The organism is Psychrobacter sp. NG27 (genome assembly GCF_016106655.1).
In the GTDB taxonomy this organism is placed as follows: domain Bacteria; phylum Pseudomonadota; class Gammaproteobacteria; order Pseudomonadales; family Moraxellaceae; genus Psychrobacter.
Genome location: NZ_JADGIN010000001.1, coordinates 493,298 through 517,140 on the forward strand (window position 1 = coordinate 493,298; position 23,843 = coordinate 517,140).

At 42.7% G+C, this 23,843-nt stretch carries 12 protein-coding genes; 9 read left to right on the top strand and 3 right to left on the bottom strand.

The features are described from left to right. Positions 1 to 89 precede the first annotated feature (89 nt). The gene (locus IP485_RS01980; protein WP_198325774.1) at positions 90 to 1,217 is read left to right on the top strand and encodes a helix-turn-helix transcriptional regulator; all 1,128 of its coding nucleotides are present in this window, start codon (positions 90 to 92) and stop codon (positions 1,215 to 1,217) included. Between the two features lie 73 nt (positions 1,218 to 1,290). Further along, the gene (locus IP485_RS01985) at positions 1,291 to 1,938 is read left to right on the top strand and encodes a TerD family protein (RefSeq protein WP_198325775.1); all 648 of its coding nucleotides are present in this window, start codon (positions 1,291 to 1,293) and stop codon (positions 1,936 to 1,938) included. Positions 1,939 to 2,098: 160 nt separating this feature from the next. Here the strand turns inward: IP485_RS01985 and IP485_RS01990 are convergent, their stop codons facing one another. Further along, positions 2,099 to 3,082 (bottom strand): ion transporter, encoded by a 984-nt coding sequence (locus IP485_RS01990; protein WP_194363038.1) that lies wholly within the window; start codon positions 3,080 to 3,082, stop codon positions 2,099 to 2,101. Between the two features lie 656 nt (positions 3,083 to 3,738). On the opposite strand from IP485_RS01990, the gene IP485_RS01995 reads away from it, so the two are divergent. Next, entirely contained in the window at positions 3,739 to 4,380 is a 642-nt protein-coding gene (locus IP485_RS01995; protein WP_198325776.1) for an OmpW/AlkL family protein, read from the top strand. 249 nt (positions 4,381 to 4,629) lie between these two features. Here IP485_RS01995 and IP485_RS02000 read toward each other — a convergent pair whose 3' ends face one another. Next, positions 4,630 to 6,339, bottom strand: a complete 1,710-nt coding sequence (locus IP485_RS02000) for a 2-oxo acid dehydrogenase subunit E2 (protein ID WP_198325777.1) — start codon at positions 6,337 to 6,339, stop codon at positions 4,630 to 4,632. A 25-nt stretch (positions 6,340 to 6,364) separates the two neighbouring features. Further along, a complete protein-coding gene (gene aceE / locus IP485_RS02005) occupies positions 6,365 to 9,178 on the bottom strand; it encodes a pyruvate dehydrogenase (acetyl-transferring), homodimeric type (RefSeq protein ID WP_198325778.1) in 2,814 nt (937 codons plus the stop codon). Positions 9,179 to 9,749: 571 nt separating this feature from the next. Here aceE and IP485_RS02010 point away from each other — a divergent pair. The 6 genes from IP485_RS02010 (at position 9,750) to IP485_RS02035 (ending at position 23,796) form a co-directional block, all read left to right on the top strand. Beyond that, positions 9,750 to 11,717 carry a hypothetical protein gene (locus IP485_RS02010; protein WP_198325779.1) on the top strand — a complete coding sequence of 656 codons (1,968 nt, stop codon included), beginning with the start codon at positions 9,750 to 9,752 and terminating at the stop codon, positions 11,715 to 11,717. A 433-nt stretch (positions 11,718 to 12,150) separates the two neighbouring features. After that, a complete protein-coding gene (locus tag IP485_RS02015; protein ID WP_198325780.1) occupies positions 12,151 to 14,208 on the top strand; it encodes a hypothetical protein in 2,058 nt (685 codons plus the stop codon). A 517-nt stretch (positions 14,209 to 14,725) separates the two neighbouring features. Further along, positions 14,726 to 15,190: a hypothetical protein gene (locus IP485_RS02020; protein ID WP_198325781.1), complete on the top strand. Its 465-nt coding sequence runs from the start codon at positions 14,726 to 14,728 to the stop codon at positions 15,188 to 15,190. 79 nt (positions 15,191 to 15,269) lie between these two features. Then, complete coding sequence (locus IP485_RS02025; protein WP_198325782.1) at positions 15,270 to 17,420, top strand: beta strand repeat-containing protein; 2,151 nt, start codon at positions 15,270 to 15,272, stop codon at positions 17,418 to 17,420. Between the two features lie 131 nt (positions 17,421 to 17,551). Then, positions 17,552 to 22,870, top strand: a complete 5,319-nt coding sequence (locus IP485_RS02030) for an SdrD B-like domain-containing protein (RefSeq protein ID WP_198325783.1) — start codon at positions 17,552 to 17,554, stop codon at positions 22,868 to 22,870. 143 nt (positions 22,871 to 23,013) lie between these two features. Next, a complete protein-coding gene (locus IP485_RS02035; RefSeq protein ID WP_198325784.1) occupies positions 23,014 to 23,796 on the top strand; it encodes a hypothetical protein in 783 nt (260 codons plus the stop codon). Positions 23,797 to 23,843: the final 47 nt, after the last annotated feature.

Sequence of the window (23,843 nt, forward strand, 5' to 3'; positions counted from 1 at the left end):
TATAGTGGAATGACTATCCCGCATAAAAAACTGTTAGAACTATCAGAACTGCCAGAATCGACTTATGACTTTATAAAGGCTATCTCCCAATGACTGTAATCCCTACTGGCACCGATAATATTCAAACTCAAGCAGAATCTCATGAGCAAGCGGACACGCCAGTAACGACGGATAGCAGTGCCTCAAAGGACAGCAATGATAATCGCCACGGTGCAGCGACAACTGCTCGTCAGTGGCAAGTACTGTCTCAGTTACAACGCAACCGCTGGGTCGGCACCACGCATATCTATGACCAGCTAATGATGGCAGGCTTTGATATCAGTCTACGTACCGTACAGCGTGACTTAAACGCACTGGCCAAACGCTTTCCTATCGAAAAAAACAATGCCAACCCACAAGGATGGCGTTGGTGTGATGATGCACCGCTCCAGAGCTTGCCACATATGAACCTATCACAAGCCGTGGCTTTCAATATGGTTGAAGCCAATCTGACGCAGCTACTACCGCCTGTTATCTTAGATGAGCTGTTTCCTTGGTTTGATCTTGCACGGCGGCAGCTCAAAAACAGCAAGGTAACTCACTCGTGGATAGACAGAGTGAGTATCGAACCTGCCACGCAGCCTCTTATCGCCCCAGATATAGATTTGGACAGCAAAGACAATATCTATCATGCGCTGTTTTATCAATTACAAATCAGTGCCTGCTATACCCGTGGCAATCAATCACAAGCCAGCGAATATACCCTAAACCCCATTGCCATTATCCAGCGCGGGGTAATTATCTATCTGCTAGCCACTCGTACTGATGACCAAGAATCCATCATTCGCACCTTTGCACTGCATCGATTTGACAGCGTTGAGATTCTCGATAGCGCAGCGCAAACACCCAAAGACTTTCAACTAGATACTTATCTAGATGAAGGCAGCATGGGCTTTAGTCATCCTTTATTTGGTACAATGGCTGAACGTGGTAAAAACACAGCCGTTGAGCTACAATTTACCAAGCAAGCCGGCAAAAGCCTCACCGAAAGCAAGCTGAGTGACGATCAAATCGTCCTATCAAATGATGATAATACTCTAACGATAAAAGCGACGATCAATTTGACCTCACAGTTGGTCTGGTGGTTACGCGGTTTTGGTAGTGGTTTATTAGATGCTAAGCCTGCCCTGCTCTATGAAGCCGTATTGGACAAAGCGCCAACAGTGAATGATGGATAGCCTAATAGTGCTCGCGCTGATCAATGTTCATATGATGGCAGTTATTAAAAATTAAGAACTAAAAAGGAATATTATGCCGACCACCGCCCCATTACCATTGCTTTCAGACAGTCTCAGAGGGCTGGGCTTGGATGCGGGAACTTTGTTTTTTGCGCTCAATTATGAATTTACTAAAATTGAGCCAAAAGGGTTGTTTAAGCGTTTTAAGAAAAACAAAAGCGCAATGGATATTGATTTGGCTTGTGTCTTATATGATGACAATTGCGTCATTAGCGATATCGTTTGGTTCAAGCAATTGCGTGACAAAGCCGAATCAGTCAAGCATCAAGGGGACAGTCTAAACGGAAAGGATCGCGGCGAGCAAGCCATGTATCTTGCGCCGCTTGATCAAGAGCAGATCAGACTGGAGCTTGAAAAAATTCCACTGCACATCACTCACATTGCTTTGGTTGCCAACTCTTATTATGGTCATTCGTTTTCTAGAGTCATCAAAGGTGAGATTCATCTGAGTGATGATGAAGGCAATCGATGTTTTGAAGTCAATCTAAAGCAACTACCCCGTGATTGTACGACGCTTTGGGTAGCACACCTGCGCCGGGCTGTTGATGACTGGCATTTGACGCTACAGAATTTACCCCTGACGGCTGATGACCTATCAGAGGCCGCCAAAGAAGTGGCTCATGAGCTTGCACGTGCACTGCCTATCCCTCAGGGCATATAACGCTCATCAATAACAGTATATAAAAGAGATGCGGTTCAGCTTTATGACTGAACCGCATCTTTTTGTTTCTAGCATTCAAAACACAGGTTTTAAACCAGTCAAAAGCGTAGTCAATAGACTTAGCAAAAGCCCTACCTACTACAGACGACTATATCTGCCATCATAAACCCTCACCGCAATGCGGGCAAAAATTCTTTTGACGTACCTCAACTTCTCTCTCGCGCCGCTCAAGCTCTTGCTCACGCAGCACTTGTAGTACGATATTTTGTGCTTGCTCTTTATCCAGTCCCAGCTCACGGCGAATCTTATCAATCATCATCTGATTCTGTACCAGATCAAAATCACTATCAATCAGCTGCTCTCGAAAATGCTGTTCAAGCTCCTCACGGCGCTGGGCGAGCTCATTTGCCAACCCTGTTGCCAAAATACCAGCAGGCAGTGCTGCAAGACCCACACCCAATATCGTAATAACGGCACCCAGTATCTTGCCAGCGTTGGTGATCGGTGTAACATCACCATAACCCACGGTCGTCAAAGTCACCACAGCCCACCACATTGCCTTAGGTATCGACTCAAACTCCTCCGGCTGTGCATGGTTTTCAACCAAATAAATACCGCTAGAGGCGGTTACGATCATAATAATCAAAATAAAAATAACCGCTTGAAACGAGCCGCGCTCTTTACTAATCACCACGAGCAAAATACGCATAGAGGCAAAATAACGGGTCAGTTTAAGAATACGGAACAAGCGTAAGATACGTAAGAAACGCAAATCGATATTGACGAAGAAGTTTAAAAAAGCAGGGACAATTGCAATCAGATCAATCAGTGCAGATGGGCTTCTGAGCCAGTTCCAACGCTGTTTCCAAGTGGTGTGATCAGGCTTAGCCTCCCCAACACTCCATAAACGCAGCAGATATTCGATCGAGAATATAACGATGGAAAAGTTCTCAAACCAAGTAAAATAATTCTGATACGGGTAATACCATTGATCGACTGATTCGGCTATCACAGCGGCCACATTTGTCATGATCAGAAATATCAGAAAATAATCCACGTAACGACTGAACAAGGTGTCATGTTCTTCATTTTGCAAAATATCATAAACAAAATGACGTAAGCGCTGTATAGATTGCAGCAGCATGCTATCCCTATGCGGTGAAATACCGGCTTTATATGAATAAAATAATAAAGTGAACATAACCCTGACGAGGGTATGTCCTCAATTCAAACGGTGTCAGCAGATCATTATCAGCTATAACGTACTACATAGAAACTAAGTAATAGATGTTCACTGACAGCAACATGACAGACATAGCGATCAACATGGACAGTCTCAAAAACCGCTCATCAGCACGCAGTTGTTGACTGATGTCCTTAGCAGGTATTAAAAACAACCCACATTCATGACAACAAGAATCCACCTGATTCAATATCTTGGTAGCCCGTGCCTGCTCACAGCGTAGAGGAGAGTTACTACAATAACCCAGCATAATGTATTACGCCTTTTTTAGATTGTGAGTAAAAAACCCTAAATGATGCGGATAAAGTACCTCTAAGAATCTCTCAGTATTAAAAAACTTTTTAGTCTTAGTCGATGATAGTACGTATCCATACTATTTATTACGCAAGCATTGCTACTTTATGTTCAAAACCTTACCAAAAGCAGTGATTTTTGTATTACAATATCGTTATAATGTTACCATTTTGATTTTTATTATAGCATTATGTATCAGTTTCTAATGTCATCCCTCATTAAAAACTGATTAACCACTCCCTGTCATGTTAAGGAATTAAATAATGAAACTCCAATCCCTAGTTTTAGCTACTGCTGCTGCACTGACTATGACCACCGCATTTGCTGTACCTGCGGGTACTTGGTCTGTTGCTGCTGGCGCTCATATGGTTGATCCAAAGAGCAATAACGGTACATTGGCAGATGGCACTATTGGGGTCGACGTCGACAGCGATATTCAACCAACCGTTAGCGGCGAATATTTCGTTGCCAACAACATTGGTATTGAATTACTAGCCGCGACGCCATTCCATCATGACATTACTCTAACTGCTGGCGATACCACTATTGATGCTAAAACTCAGCATCTACCACCGACCTTATCTGTACAATACCACTTTGATGGCTATAACATGCCAATGAACGTTAAGCCGTTCGTAGGTGTTGGTGTGAACTATACGACTTTTTTCAAAGAAAAGATCTATAGCGATGCTTTTGAGAACTTAAAGCTTGATGACAGCGTGGGCGTTGCAGGCCATATTGGTCTTGATATCCCATTTGCCCCAACTGAATACTTCCGTATTGATGCTCGTTATATGGACATCAAAACAGACGCCAGTGTTGAGTCTAATGGTAATACTGTTGAGCTTGGCGAAGTCGATATCAGCCCTTGGGTATACGGCGTAGCATTTGTAAAACAGTTCTAAGACAGTAAAAATAGCATGAGTAACAGAAGCCAGCTTTATAGCTGGCTTCTTTGTGCGCTTTCGCTGCCTATGATATATAGTCACAGAAGTCTAAAATGGATACAAGGCAGCCGACCGAAGATTGTACAAGGAGTACATCTAGAGAGGGTAACGCTGTAGCCATTTAGCGGTTCTCTGACTATACACATAAAAAAAGACCACCCTTAGGCAGTCTTTTTCATTCAGGATTTTATCAACCCATAAATCAATCTAAATCAATATATGACGTGGGTCAGCCAATAAGGTTGTGATATAACGCGTGAACACAGCTGCGTCCGCGCCATTGATCACACGATGATCATAAGACAATGATAACGGCAACATCAGACGTGGTTCAAAACTTTGTGTTTTGGCATTCCAACGTGGCTGCATGCTTGCCTCAGATACACCCAAGATACCCACCTGTGGCCAGTTAACGAGTGGTGTAAAGGCTGTACCACCTAAGTTACCTTGGCTTGATATCGTAAAGCTCGCGCCTTGTAAATCTTTGGTACTGAGTTTCTTATCACGCGCTTTAACCGCAAGCTCGCCGATCTCAATAGCGATTTGCTTCAGACCTTTGTCTTGCACGTTTTTGATGACAGGTACAATAAGTCCATCATCAGTCGCCACTGCAATACCCATATTGACGCTCTTACGCAAGATAACTTGAGTATTATCATCGCTTAAGTGACTGTTAAAACGTGGATGCTGCGTCAAGGCATGAGCAGTTGCTTTGACCACGAAAGCTAGAATGGTAAAACCAATACCTTCCGCCTTCATGCTACCTTTTAGCTCACCGCGCAGTTTTTCCGTCTCGGTAATATCCGACAGATCAAACTGTGTGACTTGTGGCAGCAGCGTATTGTAGTTGAGCTGAGGTATAGAGACTTTCTGCAGACGGCTAAGGTCTTGTGTGTCTGTCTCACCCCAAATCTCAGTATTGCTCATATCTGGCAGTTTTGGCAGTCCTGAACTGATAGTACTACTACTTGCAGGTGCGGCTTTCTGTGTGGTCAGACTTTCTTTAACGTGAGCAAACAAGTCTTCCTTTAAGATACGATCATTCAATGCTGAGCCATTCACTTGAGTGATATCTACACCCAACTGACGTGCCAGCTTACGTACAGCTGGCCCTGCATAGACATCGACCAGCTTTTCATTAACCTGTGCTTCGGTCAATTTGTCAGCTTGTTTACTAGCGACCGCATTAGGCGTTGCAGATTTTTCTGCCTGTTTTGGCTCAGCAGTTGGTTTAGCAGCAGCTTTCTCTTCTGATTTGGCTGGTGCTGAAGGCTTTAGCTCAGCGCTATCTGATGTAGACTCACCTTCATCAGCAGCATCACTGACAATGATGATAAAGTCCTGACCATTGGCAACCATATCACCTGTTTCGACCAGTATTTTTTCAATCTTGCCAGCGACTGGTGCGGGTACTTCTACCGATGCTTTATCAGATTCAATCAATAGAATTGATTGATCCGCAGCCACGATATCACCAACACTGACCATAATCTCAGAAACTTGCGCTTCATCGACACCTAGATCAGGTAAGGCATGAGTCGTGGCTTTGCCAGCGTTAGACACAGGCGTTGCACTAGGCTTTGACTCAGTTGCAGCTGGCTCGACTTTTGCTTCTGACTTAGCAGCAGCTTCTGTATCACTCGCTTCTTGATTGTCCTCAGCAGCGCTATCATCACTTTCTGCGCTGTCTTCTGCACTCTCAAGCTCAATCAGTACCATACCTTCACTGACTTGATCACCGATCGCAACGCTGATTTTGGTGACTTTACCAGCAGCAGAGCTTGGTACTTCTACTGAGGCTTTGTCAGATTCTAACAAAATGATGTTGTCATCTTTTGCGATGACATCACCCACTTCTACCATAATCTCACTAACTTCGGCGCTATCAACACCCAAATCGGGGGCTTTAATGTCCATGATTTATTTCCTTGTCTTATGATTATTATTCTTTGACATCGCCGTCATCGAGTAAAGTCGCATCGGCTTGGTCTTCAGCGCGGCCTTCATTGCTGATTTCATCATCATCTTCAGCAACAAATTCAGGCACAGGAGTCGGATTGACGTTACCTGGTGCTGGCGCATCTGGAGAATGATCCGAATAAGACTGCTGTTGCCATGCAGGTGGCTGATCGACATCGATACCTAGGCTTGAAATCGCGTCTTTTACCAGACGCATCTCAACTTCACCTTCATCGGCAAGACGCTTGAGCGTGGCAACCACGATATGAGCCGCATCCACATTGAAGAAGCTGCGTAGGTTTTCACGAGTATCAGAACGACCATAGCCGTCAGTCCCTAGCGTGGTGTAAGGACGATTGTCTGGTAACCAAGCACGGATCTGCTCTGAATAGTTACGCATATAATCGGTCGCAGCGACGACGATACCTTCGTGCGGTGCCAATTGCTCAGTCACCCAAGGCACTCTCTCTTCATCCATTGGATGCAAGCGGTTGTAGTCATCACAGACCATGCCGTCACGAGTCAACTCATTGAAGCTGGTCACGCTCCAAACGTTAGAGGTGATGTTGAACTCATCTTTTAGGATTTTTGATGCTTTTTGTACTTCACGTAAAATCACACCAGAACCCAATAACTGTACTTGTGCTGAGCCATTGTCTTCTAACAAATACATACCGCGCTTGATACCTTCCTCGGCACCTTCTGGCATCGCAGGTTGTTCGTAGTTCTCGTTCATTAACGTTAGGTAATAATAAACGCGCTCGCCTTCACCATACATACGGCGTAGGCCATCATGCATGACAACCGCTAGCTCATAACCAAAGCAAGGATCATAAGTCACACAGTTAGGAACGACGTTAAATAGAATCTGTGAATGACCATCTTGATGCTGTAAGCCTTCGCCGTTAAGCGTCGTACGACCAGCCGTTGCACCCAACAAGAAGCCTTGCGCTTGACAATCGCCTGCCGCCCAAGCCAAATCACCGATGCGCTGGAAACCAAACATCGAGTAGTAGATATACATCGGAATCATCGGTAGCGCGTTCACAGAGTAACTGGTTGCAAGCGCAATCCATGTACTCATTGCACCTGCTTCGTTGATGCCTTCTTCTAACATATGACCGTCGATGGCTTCTTTATAGCCCATCAATGCTTCACTGTCTTCTGGCGTATATTTTTGACCAACCGCAGAGTAGATACCCAACTGACGGAACATACCTTCTAGACCGAAAGTACGTGCTTCATCAGGTACGATTGGTACGACACGGTCTTGAATGTCTTTGTTTTTTAGCATGGCTGATAGTAAGCGGACGAACACCATCGTCGTTGACTGCTCTTTACCATTGCTGCCTTTTAGCACTCGATCAAACATTGATAGTTCAGGGATGTTCAATGGAATATGTCCACTGCGGCGGTTTGGCAAATGACCACCTAACGCTTCACGACGACCTTTGAGATATTTCATCTCTGCCGACCCTTCTTCAGGGCGATAGAACGGTAGCGTCTCTAGCTGCTCATCGGTAAATGGCAAATCAAAACGATCACGGAAATACATCAATGCTTCTTGATCCAGCTTTTTCACTTGATGCGATTTATTAACTGCTTGGGTTTGGGCAGACAAACCATAACCTTTAACGGTTTTGACCAAAATAACCGTTGGCTGACCTTTGGTTTTCATGGCTTCGCTAAAGGCTGCATAAACCTTCATAGGATCATGACCACCACGGTTCAAGCGTGAAATCTCTTCATCCGTTAGCGCATCAGCCATCTCTTCTAGTTCTGGGTATTTACCAAAGAACTCTTTACGAGTAAATTCAGGCGTACGTGCTTCGTACAACTGATACTCGCCATCGACCACTTCTTCCATACGGTGTTTTAGCACGCCTGTTTTGTCATTGGCCAGTAGACTGTCCCAGTTACCGCCCCAAATGACTTTAATCACACGCCAGCCTGCGCCGCGGAATACTGACTCAAGCTCTTGAATGATTTTTCCGTTACCACGCACTGGACCATCAAGACGCTGCAAGTTACAGTTGACTACCCATATTAGGTTGTCCAGCTTCTCACGACCAGCGAGAGAAATAGCACCTAAGCTTTCTGGCTCATCCGTTTCACCATCACCTAAGAATGTCCAAATCTTACGACCTTCTTTTTCGAGCAAGCCACGGTTTTCCATATAACGATGCACGTGAGCATGATAGATCGACATGATCGGACCTAAGCCCATCGATACGGTAGGGAACTGCCAATAATCCGGCATTAGGTACGGATGCGGATAGCTTGATAAGCCTTTACCACCGACTTCACGGCGGAAATTGTCGAGCTGATCTTCGGTCAGACGACCTTCTAAATAAGAGCGAGCATAGATACCAGGCGCTGAGTGACCTTGGTAATAAATCATATCCCCACCGAAATGATCGCTAGCGGCACGGAAGAAATGGTTAAAACCAGTTTCATATAGCGTGGCACTAGACGCGAATGTCGCTAAGTGACCACCCAAATCGTCATCATTTTTATTGGCACGCATCACCATGGCAAGCGCATTGTAGCGAATCAAAGCACGAATCTTACGCTCCATGCCTAGATCGCCTGGGTACATTGGCTCGTCTTCTACTGCGATACTATTGATGTAGGCCGTATCTAGTCTGTTGAACGGCAGGCCTTCTTGCACCGCCATGTTGTACAACGCTTTTAATAGAAACTGCGCGCGGTCTTTATCGGCATGTTTAACCACTGACTCAAAAGCTTCTAACCATTCTTTGGTTTCGGTGCTGTCAGCATCCTTGTAGTAATTCATTATTGTGAATCCTTTTATATCAGTCATACCTGTCTATCAGGCAGAGCTTTGTTAAATAATATGTGATGAGGTATTGGTTTACTTGCCACGTCCCTGCTATGTCCAAGCATTCCTTTGATTTATGCGATGATATTGATATATAGCTCGATCATACGAAATAGTGCCACTGTGAATCAGCAAGTGCATCAAATCGACACCATTGCCACACAGCCCATAGTGTGTTCCCTATATCTTCCGTCAGTAGATAACTGCAACACTCTATTATAAGCGTTTATGGCGCGATTGTTTATGGCTGTAGAGAAATGGGGAAATAACAAGTATTTTTTAAATAAATAATGATTAGTTTTTAGGTAAATACAATTAAGCATACTACTTCTCGGTACAAGAGCAACACAATCGTATCTGGTCATAACAAAAGTACCTTTCATCTATTTAACATGACTTTCCTAGAATTATTAATTAGTATAGTAATTTACATAATGCATACATTAAGCTATTTAGAAACGATAATCACTGTATGGACAGAATCAAAATCTCCATACATCAAGCTCCGATTTATGAGGTAAGCAAAATGAGTCAGACTCAGCGCTTTTTAAATTCAACAATATCAAACTTATACGATAATTACGTATCTGGAGTATTGACTTTATTATTGCTTATTTTCATGCTTTTGAGCAGCAATTCAGCTTTTGCAGAGAGTGACCCTGTATGTCCAAGTGGACATGCTATGTACTATTTAGGCTCTAAAACTACTACGACAGCGCCTAAGGCCACTTTGAGTTGGTCAGCAGCAGGAAGTTCTAGTACCACCTATAGCTTTGATAGTGGTCTTAAACTTGTGTTATCTTTTTCTGATATTAATTTTGTTAGAACTGGCTATCCAGAAGTTAGTAGTTTTGCCGGTGTTACTACCAATGCCCTGAACATGCGTCATAGTAGTGAAAGAATCGACCTTAACCACAAGTTAACGGCCACTATTAACAAGCCTGTCACAAAATATGGATTTGTAGTTCAAGATTTAGATGCAAATGCTGCTGGGAGATATACTGAGTCAGTATCCATTGTTACTACAGGTGGTTCTTTCAGCAATTTCGGTAATAATTTTACTGTATCTAATTTGAGTAAAACAATTACCGCCAATCAATGGACCAATTGTAGTCCCACTCTTCCATGTAATTTTAATATTGAATGGGAAGCCCAATCAGCAAACACTCCATTTGTAACTACCCATGGTAATCCATACTCTGGTGCTTCTACGACAGCGTCAACTGGTGATCATTTAGTAGGCTATTCCGATTTTTACTTTTGTCTTGCACCTCCTAAACTCATCGTAAAAAAGGCATTAAGTGGTACACGTGTCAATACTAACGATCAGTTTGAGATCGCCGTTAGTGGTGGATCAGTAGCTGCCAATAGTTTTACCACTACTGGCACAGGCTCAACAATCACTAACGGAACCAGTGCAACGATCACCCTAGCAGAGAGCACAAATTACACTATTACTGAGCGTGTGATGAATGGTACGACCCTAGGTGATATAGCCAACTATAATGCGACTTACGTTTGTAGCAATGCTACGACAGGTAGCACAACGGTCATGCCTACCTCTGCAATGAACTATAGCGCCTCAGCCAAGACTCGTTCATTTGCGCTTAATAATGTCGCTAATGGGGATGAGATTACGTGTACGATTACCAATACTCCTTCAACCTATACGTTTTCAGGAATAGTTTTTGATGATAATGGTGGGATTACATCAGCTCAGGCAAGTGCAACTAATGCTGATATTACTAGCGGTGTTTATGCAAATAATTCAAACTATTTTAACGGCATATATAATCCTACTGCCTCAGAAACAGGTATTAGTGGTAGTACCGTCAAACTTGTAAATTGCACCAATACTTCTACCGTATATGGTTCACAAACAGTTACAGGGAGTGGTGCAACCATTGGTCAATACCAAATCAGTGTATCAAGTAATACTTTAAACGGTAATACTAGTAATCTTTGTCTTATAGAGGAGCGTACAGCCAGCACCTACCCTTTGCGCACTAACGATAGCAGTAAAACGATAGCTTTTTCGTCAAGTACTTACGACTATTCAAATAATAACTTCGGTAGAGTGATTGCTGAAAATGTTGCTTTAGTACTAAGAAAGTATCAATATTTGAACGACTGTCCTTCTACTCTAACCTATACCTCTATCAGTGAAACTAGTACACCTAATACAGGTTTTAGTACAGCAACTATAAGCAATATTGAACCTGGTCGATGTATTGCTTATAAAATTTCTGCTACCAATCGTGCCAATGTAAATATTGACAGTTTTATTATGCGCGACACCTTACAACAAAAAGGCACCAATGGAGCTACTGTAACATCTGTACTTGCTAATCCAGCACTTTCTACAGTTGATTATACTGCTGGTGATAATCCAGCAATTGGAGCCAGTGGTGAAATAAAAACTAAAACCTTCGTTCTAAGCCCAAGAACCAAACGTGATTTTTACTTCAATACCAAATACGGTACCACTCAATAAAACCGAATCAAGGAGCCTGTCTAGAACAATTACTAGGTAGGCCTCTTTTCATTCTAATTATTACTCTACAAATGTTTTACTCCTCTTTTTATACTCAATTACCAATTGAGACATATTACCACTTAGCTAGTCCAAATCACCTTTTATCGTTTTAATAGTGACTTTTTGTAGATGATTTGTGATTATGATTCTATAGAAAAACACTTTGTTTTCAACACCTATACAAAGAAAAGAATGTGAAGTGTTTCGGGTTTTATCCGTTGACTACGTCAATAGTTTTTGTGACATTAATTGCAAATACTTTCAAAGCATAAGCCACAAACTCAGTGACCGTTAAAAGACTAAAAATAACGATTAGAGGTCATGAAACTTTTACTGAAATCCCGATTTACTATATTAGCTTAGTAAAAATTACTTTATATTTGGAATCGCTATGAAATCAACATACTTTCACTATAGTTTACTAACTATCAGTATCGCTGCTTTTATGAGCTTGAATACAGCAAATGCTGCTACTGCCACTGCTGTCAGCGCTCCAGCTGCAGCGATTAACAACAAAGCGTCTGCAAGTTATAGTATCGGTACGGTAGCTCAGCCTGTCGTCGAATCTAATACTGTCACGGTAAATGTTACCGAGACAGCAAACTTTTCTTTAATAGCCACGCTTGCTGGTGGCAATGCTGATGCAAACATAAACCAAACAGCGACGCCCGGCAGTACCACTACCTTTACTCATACTCTAAGTAATACGGGTAACGTCAGAGATACCTATACGATTAAAACAACAGGGGATAATGACCCTAATATCGTAACAACCAATCAAGACTACCCTCTTGGTGTAGCAAGCATCAATTTTGTCATCAAACAGACAGGTAGTACTGTTTTAACAGATGCTCAAAAAACAGCTTTGTCTGAGTTTGGTCAAGCTACCACGACAGGTACGATCACGAATGGTGGCAGTATTAAGCTAATACCAGGGACAATCGCTGAACTTTCTTATGCTGCATTGACTCCTAGTACTCAAATAGGTAATCAAAAGGGTGTAGGTACATTAACTGCAACCAGTACTTTTTTTACTACCGCAAACTCTATTAAACCTACTTTAGTCAATGAAAACCAAAGCATCGTCAAGTTACCTGTGTTTAAGATAGAAAAGACAGCAACATGCCAAAGCTCTACAAATTGTAGCAGTCTCGATCTGAATGCTTCTAATACGGATATCACCTATAGTATTAAAGTAACTAACGCCACTACTGACTATAGTGTCGCTGCTGACAATTTTATCATTAGAGATGTACTTCCTGCTGGTATGACATTGTCTGGTAATGTGGCTGTGTCCACCACTGGTGCTACCATCAGTTCAACGGGTAAAGATAGCAGCAATAGACAGATCATCGATATCACTGTTCCAAGCTTGGCTGTTGGTTCTAACACCATAATTAGCTTCAAGGTGTCTGTTAATAAAACTATCCTATCTGCAGCAGGTTCAGCAACCAATCAGGCTACTGTCTATGACAGATTCAGCAACACTGTACCAGTACCTGGGACTGATACTAGTGGTTATGATATCGTTGATAGTACAGATACTGTAGCTGCTAATAACGTCACAAAAGTTCCTGACGAAGGCACAGGTACAGCTGGTGCCGATACTGCTACTACTATTACTTTCACTGATCGCAAACTCACCATTACGGCTGGTACGACTAAAGAGATTTCCATATTAGGTGGCGAGGTAAAATATACCCATACTCTTACCAATACTGGTAATGCATCAGAAGGTGGCATTAACCGTCCCATCGGTATTACGATCATAGATCCTGATACCGCAAAACCTCTTGAAGTCAAAAACCCTAAGTACAAACTCCCAAATGGCAACGAAATCGCGTTAGAGGTTATTGATGCTGCTACGGGTAAATATAAACTACCTGTAGGCGTTACTTTGGCTCCAAACGCCACTGTCGAGATTAGCTATACGGTAGCCTCTGACGGTACAAATGCAGACCTTGGTAAATCAGAAACCAATAGTCTACAAGTTGTCTTACCCCAAGGTGCTACTGCTGACTCAACCTTTCCGACTGTTTCTGCTGTTTCAAATACTACAACTATTAAAGGTCTAACATTACTAAAACAGTTGGCATTACAAGTTGGTTGTACTGGAGCGATTACCGCATATGAAGGAACGCTAGGTTCTAACTCAACAGCAACCTTCAAAAGTAACCCAGGTGATTGTGTTTACTATAAAATTACAGCAACTAACACCTTTACCACGTTGAGTTTAAACAATGTGGTCGTGTCTGACTCAACCAGTCAATGGAAGGACGCGAATGGTAGAATACAAGCAGTTTACCAAAATAATGCTGTTGGATCTGATGGTTCTAGTAATACTGGTTTGACAGGAACTGGTGATGTTCAAAAAGTTTCTACCACTTTTGCAACTCTTGCTAGCGGAGCATCAGGTACTTTAATTTTTTCTACCAAAGTAAGCTCATAGTTAGTACTTATTTTGACCTAAATATTTACAACTGTTTGATTACATAGCAAACATGCTCAGTTTTAGATACATCTAAAGCTGAGCATGTTTCATTTAGCTATTTTATTTTTCAAGCATCTCTTATCCTCAAAACACTTTGTACTTCTTTCCACTGCTCTTATTCAAGACCCTTTTTTATAGCTCTTATAAACATAGCTTTCTATGACTGATACAAATCAGTTTGTTGGATTGTGAGCATATCTATATAAATTGTCTACTCAGAAAATCTCTAAATCATTTAAGAACAGTATTTAAAATACTATCTTTGTGAATGTAAGCCATTAAGCGCTTTTAAACTACCATTTATCACATATCTGATGACTAACGGTAATTCGTTTGTAATAATGTAAATATAAAAGATTTATTTTGTCATTATGTAACTATATACCCTATCTAACGTTATTTTGGCACATTTATTGCTTAGCTAACAGTAGATAAAAATTTTACTAACAGTTTTGGTTTTAGCAAGGAATAGAATATGAAAATTTTTAATGCTTTACGCATCGGCCTATTAGCTACCGTAGCATCTAGCTGTCTACTAAATATAGCACACGCTGACGATGCTCTAAAAATGGAGTTAACGTCTAATCAAGTCGTAAAAAACTCGGAAGGTAAAACGATTTATACACCGGTACGTACCGCACCAGCAGGTACAGTAATCCAATATAAAGCAACTTATATCAATACCATCAACAAAGATATTAATGACTTGATGGTAACTCTGCCTATTCCTACTAACATGACATTTACTGGTGAAGCAGTCCCTGCAAGCGCACAAGCCAGCACGGATGGTAAGAACTACGCTGACATGCCGCTGATGCGTAAAGTAGACGGCAAAATGGTTAAGGTTCCATATTCTGAATACCGTACGCTACGCTGGAATATTAAGCTATTACCAGCTAAGAAATCTGCAGCCGTTGCTCTTAATACCACCGTCAATTAGTTCAGTAGCTATTAAGTCCCAACTCTTTCAAAACTCTAACTTTTAATCTAAGTCCTTACCATCTCTTGTGGAGCATTATATGAAATCAAATACTTTTAGCTACAGCGTGCTTGCTGTCGGTGTTGCGGCTGTTATGGGTCTATCTACTGGAGCGAATGCTGCAACCCCTACTGGCGGCACTTCAGGCTCTTTCAATGTTACTAACAAAGCGACAGCTTCTTATACAGTTGCAGGTAGTGATGCTTCACAAACTGCAGAGTCAAATGTAGTTACAGTGAATGTTACTGAAACAGGGTCATTCTCTTTAATCTCAACAGTAGTAGACGATGTAAAAGATGATGATTTTGGTAAAGACCGTACTATTAATGCGCAAGCGAGCTCAACAGTAGATTTTACTCATACACTAACTAACGGCGGTAACGTTAACGATACTTATAAGATCACTCTTGCTAATATAACTGGCGATAATTTTGACTACAACCTTGGCAACAGTGTTATTAAGTATCAAAAAACTAATGCAGCTGGCACTAACATTGGTGTTGAAGTCACTATTGCTAATAACGACTCAATTGCGTTGGCACCAGGTGAAAAAGCTCTAATCACAGTTACTGCTCAAGCTGATACTAAACGTGTTGCTGATACTAACGGTATCCTTACGGTTACTGCTGAAAGTACGTATTTGAAGTCTAAATCTGCAAACACAGCCCCTGCTACTTATACAGCAGTAAACACCGATAATGCGTTGACTAAGACACCTATCTACGCGATTACCAAGTCAGCTACGACCAACCTTGGTAACAAAAACTTTGACTTAAACAATACTGATGCTTTTGTTGACTACACTATTACTGTTAAAAACGAAGGTAATATCAGTGGTACTGCAATTAGCATCTCAGATGATCTACCATCAGGTTTAGTAGCGATCGCATCAGGACAGCAAAACTATAAAGCACCTTCTGTTGCAACATCTAATGGTAGTGCGGTGGGTACTGCTGTCATCTCGAACAGTAACAAAACAATCACTGTAGCTGGTCAAAACATCAAAGTGGGCGAAACTATTACAGTTACTTTCCGTGCGAAAAAGGCAACTGATGCAACATCTAGTAGCTTATTTACCAACTATGCAGTTGTTAGAGATAATACTAATAGTGATGTAAATGCTAACACCCCTGATATCATTGATAGATCTGATGATGGTGTGACGCCGGGTGGTCTAACAGAAAGCACTTATGAAAACCCTGCATCTCCTCTAACAGGTAAAGATGACAATACTAATGCAACAGTGACGACGACTAATCAGACTCGTGCTATTGCTATCACTCCAGGTGTAAACAAAGAAGTAGCTTTAATTACTCCTGAAACTAATAACAAGGCTGCTAATACTTATACTTATACCATTACAAACAATGGTACTGACATCACAGAAGCAGCAGGAACAGGTGATAATGACAGCTCTGTTAAACTGTCTATAAAACCGACTGCCACTAGAAATTCTGGCATTAGCGATGATCCTAATATCAGTATCACACGTGTATACGTAGATGCTAATAACAATGGTGTATTTGATATTGGTGAAACTGAACTCGTCGGTGTGAATGGTATTTATGAGCTGAACGCAGCTACTCCGTTTGTGACAGGCAGTACCACCAATCGCAAAGGCCTAGCTCCTGGCGAAAGTGTCAAAATTGGTGTGCAAGTTGCCACGTCAGGCGAAGGCAGCAATGATCCAAATTCGACAACAGATAACGTAAACAACATAGGTGATTTTGAGACTTTAACAATAGCTGTTCAGCCTAAGGGTCCAGTTAACGGCACTGCTGCACCTACTAGTACAGGCGATAATCCCTTGTCTACAACGTCTACTACGACTATGCAAGGCGTTAATCTGACGAAATACCAAATAGTAGATAGTTGTGGTGCAAGCCCTGCTTTTAACTCTGCTGCATGGGTAACTGGAAATCTAACAGCGACTGCTGCTCAATGTGTCTTCTATAAGTTAGAATCTAAGAACACTTTTACTGATAGCGCTAGAGTTATTAATAATCTTGTCGTATCAGATACTTTAGCACCTACGCTAACGTATCAAGCCAGCAGTTTTTCAGCTTCGCCGACGGCAACTGACCAGTCCCTTGGTCAGACAATAAAGGTTACATTTGCAACAGTAAATGCTGGTGCAACAGCCAACGTTGTATTCTCTGCAAAACCTTCACAAACTGGTACTAATCAATAAATAATTCAATCAATCTATGGGTAGTAAATACTACTCATAGAAAAACCCTCTAGCTTGACCTAATCGATTTTGATGAGCCAAGCTAGAGAGTTACTACCCTACCCTTTTATGTTTTATTGGATAAGCGACATATGACTCTATCTATCATGACACCGTCTAATCGTACTACGTTGCATACAGCGAAGATCTCTGCGCTGACGGCTGCAATGTTGCTTATGCAATCAAATATGGCTTTTGCTGCACCAAGTACTCTTGTACAAACTATCAATAACATTGCTAATGTAGGTTATGATGTTGAGTCTCTCAAACAAAGCGGCGTTTCAAATCAGGTAGAAGCCAAAGTATCAGATCTACCTGAGTACGGCATTAGCTTGACTCAGCAGCCTCTACGCACTGTCATGGCCAATACCGAAGTCAGCTGGACCAATGTACTGAGCAACACAAGCTACAGTGATCAAACGGTTGAACTCACGTTTGCGATATCACCAACTATCTCTAACTTAAAAGTCTATCAAGACCTTAATAAAAACGGCCAAATTGATTCAGCAGATAGACAAATCATGCTGGACAACTTGAGTACCCAAATCAAGCTTGGTCAGAGTGAAAGCATTCAGCTTATCGTGCAAGCTTTATCAGATATCAATGGCAGCGATGGTGATACTGCTGATGTAAAAATCGGTGCGGTTGTATTAGAAGATCCATCAGTCGCGGCAGTTGATGCCATCGACAGACTGGTAATTATTGAGCCGGAAATCAAATTTACCACGCCTCAGTTTGATGGAACCAAAGCCACTTCACAAATTGATGAAAACGTTTATATTGACGCAAGCTATGCTCAATGTAACGTGCAATCTGACAAGCCCGATCAAATATGGATCACGGTTAAGTCTCCGATGACAGGTGACACCTACTCTCTCAAAGGCATTGAGACTGGTAACAACACAGGCAAATATCGTCTGTCTGCACCGACCCAAAACAACGCCAATGCTATCGATGATAAGTTTATTCAGACATTGGTAAACGATACTTTGACGGCCAGTTTGGAGGCTTGTATTGATCCTTCTGTCGGCACGGGTACTGATCAGCTACCAACGGATAGCGACTTTACTGTCCTTATCGATGATCTAAATACGCAAATCAGTATCATTGATGATAGTGCAAGTTTGGTTGTCACCAAAGAGAGTGATGTCAAAAGTGCGGAACTCGGTGACTATGTCAGCTATACCATCAATGTCACTAACAGCGGCAACTCGACTGCTTACGATGTACAGCTAAAAGATGCTCTACCACGTGGTTTTGATTACGTCGAGAGCAGTGCGCGTGTTAGCCCAACCACTAACCTTGATATCAATCAAGCACAGACCACTGAGTTTAAAGCAGACGGTAAATATCAGGTACTAAACCTAGGTAATATGGCAATCGGCGAAAGTAAAAAGATTACTTATCGCGTGTTGATTGGTGCCTCATCATTAGGCGGTGATGGTATCAACCGTGCAACTGCGGTTGCTAATAACGACCAAGGTCAAAGCGTCGGCTCAAGAGAAGCACAGTGGAAGATTGATGTAGAGCGCGGCGTGATGAATACAGATGGTATCATCATCGGTAAGGTCTATCACGATATTAACCGTGACGGTATCCAGCAAAAAGAAGATGGCGAGCTGGGTGTCGCAGGCGTCCGTATCTATATGGAAAACGGTAACTTTGTGGTGACCGATCCTGAAGGTAAGTATAACTTTTATGGTGTTAGTGCAAAGACACACGTATTGAAAGTTGACCGCACCACTATCCCACATGCCACTGAGATGGTTACCCAAAGCAATCGAAATGCGGGCGATGCCGGCAGTCGTTTTGTTGACTTAAAATATGGTGAACTGCATCGTGCGGATTTTGCTATCGTTGCTGGCATGGCGGATAGTACTGAACGTCTAAATACTGAGCTGGTTGCTCGCAGCAAATCAGTAAGTGCTAAGAACGATACCTTAGAGCAAGCTATCAAAACTGAGCTGACACTAGAGCCTGACTACAATACTGACACGACTGATAATGTCGATGCCAGTGGCTGTAACATCAATGGCGACTTAGATTTGGGTAACAGTTGCGACTCTGCTATCGTTAATGACATGGTCAATGCCGCAACTAACCATGTCGATATGGCGGTTACAACCGTAGCGCCACCAGTAGAAAAAGAGCTAGAAGAATACCTAAAAGAAGTGGCTAATAATGATGTCGCTTTTATCAATCTAAATGAAGGCCAACAGCTTAGCTCTTATAAGCAAATGGTACAGGTACAAGCACCACTTGGATCGATATTCACGTTATATGCCAATGGCAAAGCGGTATCAGCGCAAAAGATCGGTAAAACGGCTGAGCAAGAAAAGCAGAATGTGACCGCTTTTGATTACTATGCCGTTGACTTACGACGTGGTAACAATACATTGCGCGGTGTGGCCACTGATATCAATGGTAAAGTCATCTCTGAACAAACCATCAAGGTATTGACACCAGATAGCTTACAAGCGATTGACTATCGTACTCAAACACAGCTAGTCGCTGCCGACGGTATCAGCGAATACCAAGTCGTCATCAGCCTAAAAGACCGTGATGGTCGTCCATACATCGCCTCGACCCCGATTACTATCGATACCAATATCGGTCGTATCAATCTAAAAGATGGCAGTAAAGACAAGGCCGGTACCCAAGTTATCGTATCAGGCGGCGAGCTATTGATACCTGTGACCGCCCCTAGCGCACCAGGTAAAGGCGAGCTGGTTATCGATACGGGCAGCAGCAAACAGATAATCCCTTTACAGTTTACCGCGCAATTACGTCCTCTCATTGCCGTCGGTATCGTAGAAGGCGCTATCTCGCTTAAAGACTTTGATGGCAGCAGCATCACTGATGCTCAAGGCGCATTTGAGCAAGAGCTCAATGAGATTTCTGGCGATGACAACTATTCAGCGACTGGTCGTGCTGCCATGTTCCTCAAGGGCAAAGTACGCGGCGACTATCTGCTGACATTAGCCTATGACAGTGATAAAAAAGGCGAGCGCCTGTTCCGCGATATCGATCCTGGCGAATATTATCCTGTCTATGGTGACTCATCAGCCAAAGGTTTTGATGCTCAGTCTACCAGCAAGCTGTATGTGCGCTTGGATAAAGGTCGCTCGTTCGCTATGTATGGCGATCTAAAGACACAGATTGATAATGATGAGGGCATCAAACTCGGTCAATACAACCGTACTTTGACAGGTTTAAAAGCCCAGTTTGAAGACAATAATACTCGTGTTACCGCCTTTTTGGCAGAGACCAGTACCAGTCAGCGTGTTAATGAGACTCGTGGTCTTGGCATCTCAGGCCCTTACCCATTGGCTGAAAATTTTGATGCGGTATTAGAAAATTCAGAAACCATCGAAGTCATCACTCGTGACGCAAATAACTCTGGATTGATTGTCAGCCGTGAGACACTGACACGTTTTGCTGATTATGAGATTGACCCGATTAGCCGTAGCCTATATCTAAAGAGTCCTATTGCCAGTCAAGACATCGAAGGCAATCCTGTCTATATCCGTGTCACGGTAGAAGTGGATGAAGGTGGTGAAGATTATCTGGTTGGTGGTATCGCAGCCAAACAGCAATTAAATGAGAAAGTCTCTATCGGTGGTAGCTATGTCAATAGTGATGACCCACTAAATAAAGAAGAGCTTGCTAGCTTAAATAGCGTCATTAAATTCAATGACAAGCTAAAGCTGGTCGCAGAATATGCGATGAACAAAGCTGAAAACCCAAATTTTCAAGCAAGTAATCAGATCAACACCACAGAGCTGAATGACAGTGACGTCGAAGGCAATGCACTTCGTATCGAGCTTGATTTTGACAACAAGAAAAACACGCGCGCCAAAGCTTATTACAATGATGCTGACGAAGGTTTTGTCACTGGTGCCTCACCACTTACTGCGGGACGCACCGAGTCTGGTTTAGAAGTTACTCACACTTTAAACAGTAAAAAAACAGCGTTAACCATAGAAGGCATACGTACAGAAGAACATAGCACCGAAGCCAGCCGTGAAGGCGTACAAGCCAGTATCGAGCATCGCTTGACTGAAAACGTCGTTGGTGAAATTGGTGTGCGCTACTACAAGCAGGATGCAACAGCGGCCTCACGCAACACCCAAGCTGTCACTGATGTTATAGACGTCACAGACGATACATTGTTCAACGATGACATCATCAATCAGTCAGCATTAAGCAGTATCAGCAGTGCGGATGAAGACATCGAGGGTACGACGGTTCGTGCTCGTATCACTTCTCGTTTGCCAAAGCTAAATGACTCTTTAGTATTTGCAGAATATGAGCAAGATATCGAAAACAGCTCACGTAACGCCACGTCTGTCGGTGGCGAAACACCACTCGGCAGCTTGGGCCGTTTATATGCCCGTCATGACTTGATCAACAGTTTATCTGGCACTTACGGCCTTGATGACACGGATGAACGTCAGCGTACTGTTTTTGGCTTTGATGCCACTTATATGAAAGACGGTAAAGTATATAGCGAATACCGCATGAATGATGCCATTAGCGCGCGCGAAGCTGAAGCGGCTATTGGTCTAAAGAACAAATGGTATGTCCAAGAAGGTCTGACCTTAAACACCTTGTTCGAACGTGTAGAATCGCTTGAAGGTGAAGAAAACAACACGGCAACCGCAGCAGGTATCGGTGTTGAATATCTTGCAAAAGAAAACTACAAAGCGTCAGGACGTTTTGAACAACGTTGGGGCGAGACAAGCGACACAGTACTTGGTAGCGCTGGTATCGCTTATCGTTATACTGATGAGATTACCTTACTTGCCAAAGACATCTATTCGCGTGTGGACTATGATGATGGTAACCGTACCATCAACCGTTTTCAGTTAGGCGCGGCGTATCGCGACTACGATAGCAATCAATTGGATATGCTAGCAAAGCTTGAGTATCGTTTAGACGACAACAATACGGGCGATGACACCTATCAAAAAGACACGACTATTTGGTCATGGAATGGCAACTATCATCCAACGCGTCCACTGACACTATCTGGGCGTTATGCTGGTAAATATACAGAATATACAGCAGATGGCATCTCTAGTGACAACACAGCACATGCTGTTTATGGTCGCGGACTCTACGATATTAGCGAGCGCTGGGATGTCGGCATGCAAGCAGGTACTTATTGGAACGAACAAGCCAATGACATGTCTTATATGCTTGGTGCCGAAGTAGGCTACAGTCCAATGACCAATCTATGGTTGTCTCTTGGCTATAACTTCATGGGCTTTGAAGATGAAGACATTGCTTATGATGACAGCACCCAAGAAGGCGCTTACTTTAGACTGCGCTTCAAGTTTGATGAAGATTTATTCAAACGTGAAGACCCACGCAAAAATAGCCGTCTAGCCAGTGCTTCTACCTTATAATTTGGCGACACTATATAAGCATTGTCATAAGCATTTTATGACAATGTATTCATGGCTGTATGGTGTTTCGATCAATCAGCCATGACGTCAGTCATAATGATAATAAACATAAATACTTATTACCTTAATATAAGGCTTGCCTCATGTTTACATCCGCCATTAGCGCCATTTCTGATAAATCGCCAATATATGCTGCACTGTCGGCAATAGCATTACTCAGTATGGTATCTCCTGTTTCTGCGAAAACGAGCGACGCTCAGATTGTCCATAAAACAAGCATTATGGATTACTGTCACGAAGACAATCAGGCTAAAGCACCTTCTTATAAACATCAAAGCACACAGCAACGTACTCTCAACTTCAACTGTATGGTCGAACAGTTACAGCCCTATCAACAAGCAGATAAGACAGCACAGCAGCGATATTTTGCTTATAAAGCACAAGCATGGCTCAACTATGCCATTCATCAAGACAGCATGAACAGTCGGTCATCGGCCGGTACTGTGGCGATAGAAAGGGCTGAGTCTCTATTGCAAGCGTTAGAGACGGATACAACGCAAGACATTGCCCTGCATCAAGATATTCCCTCTACCTCAGCTTTGATGCGCCCTGATCTGTGGGCTGTCTTGAGTGCACTCAAAGACAGTGACGGTATAGAGTCAGCACCGCGGGAAATGGCCTTTAGTGAAGTGGCGCTGATTTGGGCGGCGACCAACCAATGCATTCGTGGTTGGCGCGAGTCAGCCATGCACTTTCGCATGGCCGATCGCTGGCTGGAACAAGCACGCGAAGCTTATGTCAATACACACGACTCACAACCCAATGTTGATTTTGAAACATTGACAGTTAGCTACTATAAAAAATATGTACCTTTAGATCCAAATGATGATGTGTGCCGTGGGCAAGACTTAACGTCTAATAGCTAGGACAGCCGTCATCATACTGATAGCGAACGCACATAAATGCTCATTGA

Bases quoted from the DNA above. Each gene is read 5' to 3' on its own strand.
- IP485_RS01980 (WP_198325774.1), top strand. From the start codon at position 90: ATGACTGTAATCCCTACTGGCACCGATAATATTCAAACTCAAGCAGAA.
- IP485_RS01985 (WP_198325775.1), top strand. From the start codon at position 1,291: ATGCCGACCACCGCCCCATTACCATTGCTTTCAGACAGTCTCAGAGGG.
- IP485_RS01990 (WP_194363038.1), bottom strand. From the start codon at position 3,082: ATGCTGCTGCAATCTATACAGCGCTTACGTCATTTTGTTTATGATATT.
- IP485_RS01995 (WP_198325776.1), top strand. From the start codon at position 3,739: ATGAAACTCCAATCCCTAGTTTTAGCTACTGCTGCTGCACTGACTATG.
- IP485_RS02000 (WP_198325777.1), bottom strand. From the start codon at position 6,339: ATGGACATTAAAGCCCCCGATTTGGGTGTTGATAGCGCCGAAGTTAGT.
- aceE (WP_198325778.1), bottom strand. From the start codon at position 9,178: ATGAATTACTACAAGGATGCTGACAGCACCGAAACCAAAGAATGGTTA.
- IP485_RS02010 (WP_198325779.1), top strand. From the start codon at position 9,750: ATGAGTCAGACTCAGCGCTTTTTAAATTCAACAATATCAAACTTATAC.
- IP485_RS02015 (WP_198325780.1), top strand. From the start codon at position 12,151: ATGAAATCAACATACTTTCACTATAGTTTACTAACTATCAGTATCGCT.
- IP485_RS02020 (WP_198325781.1), top strand. From the start codon at position 14,726: ATGAAAATTTTTAATGCTTTACGCATCGGCCTATTAGCTACCGTAGCA.
- IP485_RS02025 (WP_198325782.1), top strand. From the start codon at position 15,270: ATGAAATCAAATACTTTTAGCTACAGCGTGCTTGCTGTCGGTGTTGCG.
- IP485_RS02030 (WP_198325783.1), top strand. From the start codon at position 17,552: ATGACTCTATCTATCATGACACCGTCTAATCGTACTACGTTGCATACA.
- IP485_RS02035 (WP_198325784.1), top strand. From the start codon at position 23,014: ATGTTTACATCCGCCATTAGCGCCATTTCTGATAAATCGCCAATATAT.